Genomic DNA, 11,107 nt, shown 5'->3' on the forward strand with positions numbered 1-11,107 from the left:
AGCGTGCTCTTCACCGGCATCGGGTGCGGATTTCACCGGTGAACTTCACCGAATTCCCTCGGGTTGCCACGATCATCTACAGCACCTGCACAGCAGCATCCGCTTCGTCACGCCCGACGACCGCCACCGCGGTCGCGACGGCGCGCTGCTCGCCGCCCGCCACGCCCTCTACCAGCGGGCCCGCCGCAAGACGCCGTTGCGCTGGACCGGCCAGACCCGTAACTGGACTCCGGTCGGTCCTGTGACCCTCAACCCCCACACGCACGAGGCACAAGCAGCCATTAGGACCTGACCGAATCAAAGGACAACTATCTTAACACCCGCCGCCCGTCCGGTTCTAGGTGGCGGACGCCGGAGACGGAGCCAATGACGGATTGAAGCGCCGGCACCATGCGAAAGCCGCCGGATACACCGACTCCCCGATCGACAGCCACCGCGCCAGTTCCCGACCCGACCGTCGATCATCGCGGCCACGTCCGGCAGTGGAACGCAACTGAGGACTGGGTTCGTCGGAAATAGCTGGAATTTTACGACCCGCGACGCTGAGAAAATATTCAGAGCTGACTGATTCAACAGGAATGCGCCAAATCATTACCGCGACGTCATAGGCGTCGGTCTGCGCGCCGCGAGGATGTGGAGGATCGATGTACAAACCAGCTCACCTCGCTGGTTTATGATCTCGTTTCGCACCGACACCACACCACCAGGATCCTTGTCGCGTTTGGCGACGACCTCCATATCGGGGTGGATCGTATCACCGATGAACGTCGGAGCGCAGAAGCGAACCGCATCCATTCCGTAGAAGGCAACGATTCGTTGATCTTCCATGGGGAACAGTCCCGCAGAGCAAGAAATAACCAAGAAACCGTGCGCGATGCGCTGCCCATAACGGGTCGCCCTCGCGTACTCGGCGTCGACGTGCAGCGGATAGTGATCTCCGGTGACGCCCGCGAACCCGACAATGTGCGCTTCGGTGATCGTCACGCCGCGGAAAGACCTCCGATCGCCGATCCTCAGCTCGTCATACCATCGATCGAACACTCTCCGCCTCCTTCATGTACGTGCGCCCAGCGACGCATGGTCAGCCCAAATCAGGTACAACGCACCCCATGCCATCCCCGCGCCCACTGCCGGAATCACAACGCGCGCTCCGTCACAGAAGGTGCTGGCGCGGCAGGCCTCATCGAGTGCGATCGGAATCGACGCGCTCGATGTATTTCCTGTGTGATCGAGGCAAATGCAGAACCGCTCGAGCGGTAGATCGAGCCGGGTGGCCATCTCAACAAGCACGTTGCGACCGGCCTGGTGAGGGACAATCCAGTCAACGTCGGACAGTGCCACGCCCGCCCGGCGAAGCACCTCGTGAGTCGACTCCACCATGTGGTCTACGGCGAAGCGGTAGACGTTCCGATACTCGATCTCAAGGTACTGGGACCGCTCGGCCAGAACTCGCTCTGTGATCGGGGCCTTTGTACCGCCGCCTGGCGCGCGTGTCCACTCGCAATCCCGACCGCGCGTGTGACTGACGTACGCTTTCAGACCGTATCGCGAGCCGGGGATATCGCGGAGGACTACTGCGCCGGCGCCATCACCGAAGATTGTCTGACACATGAATCGCTCGGAGTCCACGACAGCAGACATGGCCTCACTAGAGACTACCAGTGCGGTGCGCACATGGAGTGCGTCGAGGAGCGCGCTCGCGGTGATAATCGCGTCAATGAAGCCCGCGCACGCCGCTTCTAGCTGAAAGCACTTCGCCTCACAACCGAGATTCCTCTGAACAATGCTGACACTCTGTGGGAGCCGATAGTCCGACGTGAACGTCGAGAGCACTATAATGTCGATCTCCTCGGAGCCGATTCCGGCATCATCAAGGGCGCGGCGCGCGGCGCGCGTTGCCATGTCCGACGTGCCTTCGCCGGGACCGACGCGGTGACGTAAAGCGACGCCGGTACGAGCCATCGTCCATTCGTGGAGCGACGCGCCAGCGCGGGCTCGATCGTAGTCCATGGACGATGCCTCGATTTGCTCGTTGGTAATGATGCGCGTGGGTAGGTCGCTGCCCGTGCCGATGATGACCTTGCTCACGAGATCACCTCCGTGGTGGTGCGAGCAGCCTCGGCGAAAGCCGCGCTCGGTCGGAAGCGGGGGCCGTGCTTCGCGCAGAGGAACTCCAGCCGAGCGACGACCTCCGTCGGCCGGACCGACCTCAGATAGCCGAGCATCCCCCCGCGACGCGCTGGAAAGCGGAAGGCGTAGTCGACCGCGAACGATGCCTCTTCCCATGAAGCGACGATCCCTTCCGCAATGCAATGAGCTGCCTCGTTCAGCATCGCACCCATCAGACGATCGACGATGTCCGTAGGTGCCTCCGAGAGTCGGATATTCGAGAGTTCGATCACGGCATCGTTCGGGCGTGTGCCATCCGCATCATGTACGTAGAATCCGGAACGCGACCGGCCACCAACATGGCCGGCGGCGACGAGCGTGCCGATGCGCGCTAGGCCATCGATCCTCCCACCGAGAAACGGGGCGACGCATTTCTGGACGCGAAGAATGGTCTCTAGACCGGCGCCATCCATCACGCGACACGGTCCCATGGGCCACCCGAATTCCTCCATGGCGCGATCGATGTCTGTCGGTGAGACACCCTCTCGGACGAGTTCTAGGGTCTCGCTCCAATATCCGAATAGGACGCGTGTGGTGAGAAAACCTGGTTTGTCCTTCACCTCGACCCACATCTTGCCTTGACGGCGCAGCAGTTCATGAAGACGATCCTTGTGGGCTTGCGCAGTTTGTGTCGAGAACGCCACCTCGACCAGCGGTATCCGGTGCGCCGGCCATACGTAGTGAGCGACCGCGACCCGCTCGGGGTGTGCCGTCTCGGCCGCGATCCAAGCGGCAGGGAGAGATGAAGTGGTGCTCGCGATTAGGCAGTCGGGTCGCACCGACGCCTCAATGTTCGCCAGGATGGCGCGCTTATACAGAAGGTCCTCGGCGACCGATTCGAGCACGACATCGCAATCGTGGAGTGCCTCAAACGACGACGTGATCCGAGCGAGAGAGCGAGCGCGCACAGCCGCCTCCGACGACATGCGCCCGCAGAACACCTCCCGGCGCAGCCACTCATCGAGCATTTCTGACGCGAGGATCTTCTTTTCATCGCCGGGTCTCACAACCATGAGTACCTTGAGGCCGGTGCTCAGCGCGAGCTGCGCGACCGTCGCACCGAGGGTACCCACCCCCACGATTGCCAAATCGATTCTATCGCTCGGCTGGCTGTCGATTTTCCGAACGCGCTCCTCATGTAGCGGCATAGGCGCTTCCTCCATGGTCACCTCTCCTGTTCAGAGCCCATAGACGTGGGCCGCGTTCGCCCCGAGCAGCCCCTGCCGAGCGCCTTCGGATAGCGGGGCGACGAGTCTGACGATCGAGTCCATATACCCGATCGGATGGTCGTCATGCGGATAGTCGCTGGCCCAAAAGAACTTGCACGCGCCGACATGCTCAACGATGTGCGAGACCGACTTCTCATCGGGGTCGGCCGAGATCCAACATTGCCTATAAAAATAGTAACTAGGATTCTCGATTAGGCGTACGTTCCGCCCAAGAGCTGTGGCGAAGACCGAGTCCATCCGATCAAGTAGATAACCAATCCATCCCGCGCCGGACTCGACGATGACCACCTTGACCTTCGGAAAGCGGTCGAAAAGTCCATATTGGAACAGCGCTAGGAACGCCTGCTGAGGTCCCTGGCAGCCCAGTAGGTCGAACCACCACTCAGCCCACCTCTTCATATCATCGAAGCGCTGATAGACGCGCCGAGCGGGCGGCTCGGCGACCGGATGGATCGCGATTGGAACGCCAAGATCCTGTGCGACCGCCCAAAATACGTCGTAGTCCGGGTGGGCGTGCGCCTTGTTTGTGATGGTGAACGGCGCGACGAACGCACCACGGGCACCGGACTCGACGGCGCGCTCCAGTTCGCGCGCGGCTGCACGACCGTCGCCTAGGGATATGTGCGCGACCGGAACGAGGCGTCCGCTTGATCCGGAGCAGAAGTCGACGATCCATCGATTGTAGGCGCGACAGTAGGCATCAGCGAGCTCGAGGTCGGTCACCTCCGCCTCCCAGTTCAACGCCACGGTTGGATATAGTATTGTCGCATCGACACCATCACGATCGAGTAGCGCGATCCGCTGCTCGGCGTCGCAACCGCCATATGGAATGGTTTCCTGATACGGGGAGCAACCACGCTCGGCGCGCTCCTCGAAAGACAGTCCCATGCTGCGGCCACGGCCGAGGAAATGCCCATCGATGAACCGGGAGGGCCGGCCGTCGATCTCCATCCGATCCACGCCGTCTTTGCCGGGCCGGATTCGGATCGCGCGGTCACGGTACCGCTTCTCGAGATAGCGTTCCCATAGATCATGGGGCTCGTTAACGTGGCTGTCGGCATCGACGACGAAGACGTCGGGCCCGAACCGGCAGTTGCGCGTAATCACGACCGATTCCTCGCTACGCAGCGACCCAGGTCACGCAGGCTCAGGGGCCGCATATCGATCCATACTTGCTCGATACATGCTAGGCATTCGTCTTTCGCTCCTCGCGGACCCGTGCAGGACCAGCCCGCTGGAACGGGTCGGTCGATGGGCCAGATGGAGTATTGTTGTTCGTGATTTACGACTATATGGTAAATCGTACTGAATTGGAAATTGTCACCGCTCATTGTATGTCTCCGTCTGCTTGCGATAGAATCGCAAATGTGGTATACTTACACGCCGTACAAGGAGGGATCGATGGAACGTTGGCTCGGGACGGAGGAGCGAATCTTCACGAAACTCCGCATCGCACAGGCGCTCAACGTTGTTACCGTCGCGGCGGTGATCGGCCACGTGAGCACGGAGTCGATGCGTGTCGCGCTGGAGCAAGTGCAGCGCAGGCACCCTGTACTCGGCGCCCGCCTCGTCGAGGCGCCTCGGCCGCGCATGTTGTTCGATGACGTCCCCAAGATGCATCTCGAAGTCGTCGATGGAGGGGACAATCTGGATAGATGGAAGGCATGCTTCGACTCGGAGCTCAACCGACCATTCGACGCCGCGCGTGGCCCGCTGGCGCGCGCGGCGCTGGTTCGCCGCGAGAAATCGTTCGAGCTGATCTTCACGCACGACCACGGGCTCGGTGACGCGATGTCGGGGTGTATCGCCGTCCGCGATCTCCTCCGGGCGCTGTCTGGCCAGCCGCTCCCTCCTCTGCCCTGCCGCCCGTCGTTCGATGAGATGATCGGCCCTCTTAATCGCGGCCAAGCCGTTGTCGACAAGGTCATCTCCGAGGTCGCCGCTCGCGCCCGTCGCGTGTCGAGCTACCTCGACCAATTCTCGGATCGCCTTTCGGCAGTGCCCGCAGCCAGTCACGACGCAGCGGCGTCGTGCTTGACCCGCTTCGTTCACCAAACAATCTCGGCTGAGCATACCTCCGCGCTTGTTGCGCGGTGTCGCGACGAGCGCGTCTCGGTGCACGCGGCGCTCTGCGCGGCGCTCGCGTGCGCGTTCGTGGAGGTACGCGGCGCGGCTCGTCGGCTCGTGTGTACCTCGGCGCTCGACATGCGGGGGTATCTCGAGCCCGATGTGACAGACGACTTCGGCCTTTACGCGATGGGGACGACCGACGTGCTCCGCGTCGAGGCGGGCGGCTCGTTCTGGGAGCTGGCACGCGAGGTCCGACGCAAGCTCCTCGCCGCGCGCACGCCGCAACGCCTGCGTAGCTACCGGGCGCTCATCGGTGTTGCGGAGCACACGATCGAGCTGACGCGGCAGCCATCGGTTGCTGGGCTCGTCAAGCTGGGCATCGACGGTCATATCGCGGTGAGTAATCTCGGCAGGCTGGGCATGCCGACGCGCTACGGAGATTTCAACCTCCAGGGGCTCAGCTTCGGGGCGACCGTGCTCGACTATGACGTGGCACTGATGGCGACGACGCTGGCTGGAATCCTTCACATGAACTTCATGTATATTCCGATAGAAACATCGCCGGTAGACGCCGAACGGACCGCGCGGTGTGTGCGCCACCTCATCGCCTCGTTGGCACGGTGAGGTCCGGTGCAGTTCCGTCACACCGGAGTGCCGGCTGTCATACGACGACGATACAATGGCGAGGGTCGCCCTCGGCCCATCGGCATCCAGAGGAAGGGTCCCTTGCAAAACTTGCTCGAACGTCCGCTTGGTGGGTCGGAACGCGCCTTTTATCGCCTCTCGCGTCTCCAGCCGTTCAACGCTGTTCCTACCGCTCACCTTGTCGGACGGCTGGATGCGGGCGCCGTGCGCGCCGCGCTGAAGCGCGTGCAGGCGCGCCACCCGCTCCTTCAGATGCGGATCGTCGACCGGCCGGAGCCCTGGTTCACGAGCGTAGACGCCGTAGACGTCCCGCTTCGTATCATCCGACGCGACAACGACGACACGTGGCGCGTGTGCGTTGAGGAAGAGATGAACCTTCCATTCGACGCGAAGCGGGGCCCGCTCGTCCGGTTCACGCTCGTGCTCGGAGATGCGGCGTCGGAGCTCGTTTGCGCGTACCACCACGCGCTCGCAGATGGGCTGTCTGGCTTCATGTTGCTGAATGAGGTGGTGTTGAGCGCATCGGACACGAACGCGCCCCTTCCGCCTCTGCCGTTCCGGCCCCCTGTGGAGACCTTGATCGCCGGGGCGACCCGCGGGACCGATGCGCTCGGAGCCGCCGTCGGTCACGTCGCCTCCGGGCTTCACCGCGCGTCGCCGTTGCTCGATTGGGTGGCGCGGCGTTTCCCACCATCGTCCGGGCGAGGGCCTAAACACATGGAGGCCATCGCGCCCGATCACCCTCGACCGTTCCGTACGCACCTTCTGCGGCACGTAGTCGAGCCGGAGCGGACCCGTGCGCTCCTCGCTCGATGCCGACAGCACGGGACCCCAATTCAGACGGTGCTCGGCGCAGCACTCGCTCTCGCGCTCACCGAGGCGCGCGCAAGGCCGGAGCGCACCACAATTAGCTGTACACTCGCGGTCAATGCGCGGCCGTATTTGCGCGAGCCGGTAGCCGATGAGTTTGGTTGCTATGCTTTCGGGGTAACCACAGCGGTGCGAACGCACCCCGGTGCGAGCGCCATCGATCTGGCGCACGAGCTCAATGCCACGCTTACTCCTGCGCGGCAACGCCGCAGCCTGCTGATCCAGACTGCCGCATCCCGTAGCCTCGATTGTGCGGTCGATCTCGCGCAGAGCGCATGGATGGAACGCCTCTCCCGCGCCGCGATCGGGGGCATCATCCTCGTGAGCAACCTGGGCCGACCTGCCTTCCTGGTTCAAGGAAGAGCCTCTGCGATCCGCGGTCTCAGCATGGGCGCGACGGTGCGGGGCATCGACATGGCGGCTGGCGCAGCGACTATCGACGAGCGGCTCGGCGTGACGTTCATGTACGTCACGCCGACGATGACCTCAGACACCGCAGACCGGATCGCTCTCCGGGTGATCGCTCTACTCACAAGAGACGGTTGACATGCTCCGGTCCACACAGCCGACTCATTCGGGGGTGATGTTATAATTTCTCTTAATCTCTTCGAGCGGCATCTCCATCACCTCCCACGGATCCCAGTCTCCGAAGAGATCGACGGTCATCGCCTCTCCGCGCCTTATCGCCCGCTGCACGCGACGGATCGGGACGAGGCTCGCTAGGATCCGCACCGGCAAGACGGTGAGATGACGTCTCGGCGCATAATTGCGCGCTTTACGGGTGAACATGAAGCCGAGGCTAAATGCGGTAGCGAGCATCTCCTCCCATGATGTGATGTCATATCCAGAGAGGAGGTGAATCATGTCATGGACCGCTCCGTTCAGCGGCAGCCCCCGCGGCTCGCCAGGGAGCGGCACCCCCTTGGCGCGGCAGTGCTTCCAGAGTTCGCGGCCGAACGTTCCCTCGGGCAGGTGCTCGAGACCTCGGAAGCGACCGGCGACCTCCGGATCTTCGCAGCGCTCACGAAAATAGTCGTATATTCTCCAATGCGTGCGGCCTTTCGGAATGCCGAATAGATCGCAAAAGTAGTCGAGGTAGGCTGCGAAAATGAATCCTTGGAGCCCGAGAACGCGCCATGTTTTCGTAATTATCGCTCGTTCGAGTGGGGTCTCGCGGGTCGGAGACGGATTCGCTATCGAGTCGATGATGGCTGTGTACATGAGTCAACCTACCGGTCCTGGGCCGTGATCGCATTCGCCGTCTGACGCTCTGCGGATCGTGTCAGGCGCTCGCAATAGAAGGTCGTCGGCATAAATAAAACCATAAGGATCGCGCGGATCGGTCGACGTCGTCTCCACCTGGATACGTCGGCCGATGCCGAGGCGCTCGGCGTGTTGCAGGATGAGCTCGAAGGCGACCTTGTCCTCGAGCGCGAAGCCAGTCGAGTCGAACACGGTAACCTCGTCACGATAGGCGCGGAACCGCTCAGGCGCCTTCACCAGCTCCACTAGTGACGGCCCGATCTCACCGGCTTGTAGCTGCTGGCATTCGCCCTCAACAACAGCTTGCGGCAAGAAATCTGGGCATACAAGCGCACGTTGGAGCAATTGGCGCGGAAGCTCGATCTTACCCGGGAGATCGGAGCCGACGGCGTTGAGGTGGACATGAGGTTTGAGCGAAGTGCCACAGATGACGGGACCCGCGCCGATTTCCACCGAAGTCGCCGTGCACAGTATGTCGACTTCGCGCTCAACCTGTGCGAGCGACGCGGGCACGATGTCGATGTCTAGGAAAGCGGTGCGTCGCCGGAACGAGCGCACGGAACTCGGCAGCACGTCGTATATGAGCACCCTTCGAAGGTGGAACACTCGAGATAATGCGTGGAGCTGTGTGACGCTCTGCGCTCCACAGCCCACGAGCCCGAGCACCGCACTGTCGCTCCGCGCGAGCACCCGGCTAGCGACAGCCGAGGCGGCGCCGGTGCGGAGCGCCGTAGGAAAGGTGCCGTCGCAGAGCGCGCGCAGGTGACCGCTCCGGACGTCGTATAGGCCCATGGTGGACAGAATGGTGGGGAGGCACCGCTCATCGACGTTGCTCGGATTATAGCCGACGAGTTTCACGACGACGTGGTCGCCCGACTCCATGACGGGCATCCATTCGAAGACGCCGGGGTGCGGCTCGGCATAGACGAACCCGTCGCGCTTGCGGACCTCGACGTGCATGGGATCGTGCTCGCGGAGCGACCCTTCGAGCGCGTCGATAAGCTCATCCATCAGCGCATCTAGGCCTATTGTCCGAACGATCTGCGCAAGGTCCGCCTCTCCTAGGACAATCGTGCTGAGGCCGGCGTCGCCGACCGCGGCGTATCTCTTTTTGAGCTCTCGCATGGCCCCCCCGAATTACCGCTCTGCGAACTGCACCGTCAGCTCGCCGTTGTCAAGGAACGCCTCCGCGGTTTGTAGCCGAGCCACGGCGCGAGGCAGCGGGACGTGCCGCTTGAAGCTTCCCACGCGAATGATCAAATCGTCCTCGGCGCGATCGAGGGCGATGTCCGTCTTTTCGGCTCCCGGTACGTGTATGCGGAGTGTGTACTGGCCGCCCTCCTTCAGGAAGCGGTAGGTTGGCGACTGCACTTGGCGAACCGTCGGGTCGACGTCGCCATAGAGAGATTCGGCGAACTTTTCAAGCCGGGCCACTCCAACCATCTCATCCTGGAACAGCGGTAACGTGGACACGGGCACTGGACTAAAGTATTCACGCGCTCCATCGACGTAGCTGGATTGCATCTCGTGCCAGCGAGAGAAATAGCCGTCGGACGGAAGGAGACGATTCATGACGATCTGATCAGTTGTCATTCCATATATGCTGAAATAGAGGTACGCCCGCTGGGTCTCTCGAATGACCATCTTCTCGGCGCTAGCGACAAGACGAACGGTCGTCGTATGCGAATCGGTGAGCACCCGTTCGATGCCGTTGATTCTCTCGAAGAGGCGTTGCAAACTCTGAAAATAGCCGTCGTCGGGGAGGTGTTGGCTGCTCACGCGGGCGGCGATCGGTCGAGCGAACTTCACGATCGTACGATCAATGTTGAAGCGCTTGCGGATGTACCACTCCAGCGTGCTCGTTATATTGACGAAGCGCAGCGACTCTCCTGTCGGCGGGCAATCGACAATGATAACATCGTACATGCCATCCTTCACATACCTGTTGAGGTACATGAGCGAGACGACCTCCTCGGTCCCAGGAAAGATCGCCACCTCCTCCGCAACCACGTCGGTCAGGCCGGTGGAGGTGAGCAACACCGACATGTAATCGTAGACATCGCTCCAGTGGCGGCGCAGCTCATCGTGCACCTCGACCTCTTGCATGTCGAGATTGTCGGTGATTCGATGGGGTAGGCCTCTATTAAAATCAAGGAGCCGCCGATCAAGGTCGAAGCAGTCCGATAGGCTATGGGCGATGTCGAACGACAGCACCAGTGTTCGATATCCTCGCCGCGCGGAGGCTAGCGCCGTGGCTGCAGAGACGGTTGTCTTTCCTACGCCACCTTTACCCGAGAATAGTAGCACGCGTGTCATTCGAGCTCCTGCCGATTCGGCCCACCGTTACATTCGTTTCGAGCCCATCGAGTTCGTCGGTACACACGGTCGAGGTCCGGCATCGAAATGTCAAGTGTCTTCGACGGCGGACCCACCGAAACCAGCGCGACCGAGCGGGCACAGAGCGATTCCGTCTTCGTCGGATCTTCACTGTCGCGGCTCGTGTGCGTCCGATGTTTATTCTATTAATACGGTAACGTTGTTGCTGATGCATCCACCCAATATCGCGCGCCGTCGCGTGCTCAAGTCGGTCGACCGTATGGTCCTAGGGGCGCACGAGACAAAGATTTCGGAGATTTGCGAAGGGCGGCATCGCATCATCGCCGATCACGGCCGGGCCGCTTACCTGCTCGCTCGATCAGATCTCGAGCGCTCACGTGCCGACGAGGCAACACTTTCGTACTTGCCACTGGCCGAGCACATCGAGTATCGTCGCCGCGGTTCTGGGGAAGCATGCGCTCACGCATTGTGCGTCAGCGCAGCGGTGCGACGGAGGCGTGGGGAGGGGCGGCGAGATGACGTCG

Annotated in this window: 10 protein-coding genes and 1 pseudogene; 3 read left to right on the top strand and 8 right to left on the bottom strand. The window is 62.0% G+C overall.

The genetic code is table 11. The annotated features are described in order from the left end of the window. Positions 1-79: 79 nt before the first annotated feature. A pseudogene (locus NQZ70_RS52840) lies at positions 80-292 on the top strand (IS3 family transposase); the annotation flags it as partial. Between the two features lie 299 nt (positions 293-591). On the opposite strand, the gene NQZ70_RS52845 reads toward NQZ70_RS52840, so the two are convergent. From NQZ70_RS52845 to NQZ70_RS52865, 5 genes are read right to left on the bottom strand one after another with little or no spacing between them, the layout of a single operon-like run. Further along, positions 592-1,041 carry a MaoC/PaaZ C-terminal domain-containing protein gene (locus NQZ70_RS52845; RefSeq protein WP_129581008.1) on the bottom strand — a complete coding sequence of 150 codons (450 nt, stop codon included), beginning with the start codon at positions 1,039-1,041 and terminating at the stop codon, positions 592-594. A gap of 12 nt (positions 1,042-1,053) precedes the next feature. Further along, positions 1,054-2,088, bottom strand: a complete 1,035-nt coding sequence (locus NQZ70_RS52850) for a 3-oxoacyl-ACP synthase III family protein (RefSeq protein ID WP_165374609.1) — start codon at positions 2,086-2,088, stop codon at positions 1,054-1,056. Continuing rightward, on the bottom strand, positions 2,085-3,332 hold the full coding sequence (locus NQZ70_RS52855) for a 3-hydroxyacyl-CoA dehydrogenase family protein (RefSeq protein ID WP_129581010.1): 1,248 nt from the start codon (positions 3,330-3,332) through the stop codon (positions 2,085-2,087). Before NQZ70_RS52855 ends, NQZ70_RS52850 begins: the two co-directional genes overlap by 4 nt. 15 nt (positions 3,333-3,347) lie before the next feature. After that, entirely contained in the window at positions 3,348-4,505 is a 1,158-nt protein-coding gene (locus NQZ70_RS52860) for an amidohydrolase family protein (RefSeq protein ID WP_129581011.1), read from the bottom strand. Next, positions 4,502-4,729 carry an MbtH family NRPS accessory protein gene (locus NQZ70_RS52865; RefSeq protein ID WP_129581012.1) on the bottom strand — a complete coding sequence of 76 codons (228 nt, stop codon included), beginning with the start codon at positions 4,727-4,729 and terminating at the stop codon, positions 4,502-4,504. Before NQZ70_RS52865 ends, NQZ70_RS52860 begins: the two co-directional genes overlap by 4 nt. Positions 4,730-4,799: 70 nt before the next feature. Here NQZ70_RS52865 and NQZ70_RS52870 point away from each other — a divergent pair, with 70 nt between their 5' ends. Continuing rightward, complete coding sequence (locus NQZ70_RS52870) at positions 4,800-6,092, top strand: condensation domain-containing protein (protein ID WP_165374610.1); 1,293 nt, start codon at positions 4,800-4,802, stop codon at positions 6,090-6,092. 102 nt (positions 6,093-6,194) lie between these two features. After that, positions 6,195-7,529, top strand: coding sequence for a condensation domain-containing protein (locus tag NQZ70_RS52875; RefSeq protein WP_165374611.1), 1,335 nt, complete (start codon positions 6,195-6,197; stop codon positions 7,527-7,529). A gap of 24 nt (positions 7,530-7,553) precedes the next feature. Here the strand turns inward: NQZ70_RS52875 and NQZ70_RS52880 are convergent, their stop codons facing one another. From NQZ70_RS52880 to NQZ70_RS52890, 3 genes are read right to left on the bottom strand one after another with little or no spacing between them, the layout of a single operon-like run. Next, positions 7,554-8,204 (bottom strand): hypothetical protein, encoded by a 651-nt coding sequence (locus NQZ70_RS52880; protein ID WP_129581015.1) that lies wholly within the window; start codon positions 8,202-8,204, stop codon positions 7,554-7,556. A 3-nt stretch (positions 8,205-8,207) separates the two neighbouring features. Beyond that, on the bottom strand, positions 8,208-9,371 hold the full coding sequence (locus NQZ70_RS52885) for an ornithine cyclodeaminase family protein (RefSeq protein WP_129581016.1): 1,164 nt from the start codon (positions 9,369-9,371) through the stop codon (positions 8,208-8,210). Between the two features lie 12 nt (positions 9,372-9,383). Beyond that, positions 9,384-10,562: an ArsA family ATPase gene (locus NQZ70_RS52890; protein ID WP_129581017.1), complete on the bottom strand. Its 1,179-nt coding sequence runs from the start codon at positions 10,560-10,562 to the stop codon at positions 9,384-9,386. Positions 10,563-11,107: the final 545 nt, after the last annotated feature.

The sequence above is a fragment of the Sorangium sp. So ce836 genome, assembly GCF_028553905.1.
GTDB classification, from domain to species: domain Bacteria; phylum Myxococcota_A; class Polyangia; order Polyangiales; family Polyangiaceae; genus Sorangium; species Sorangium cellulosum_D.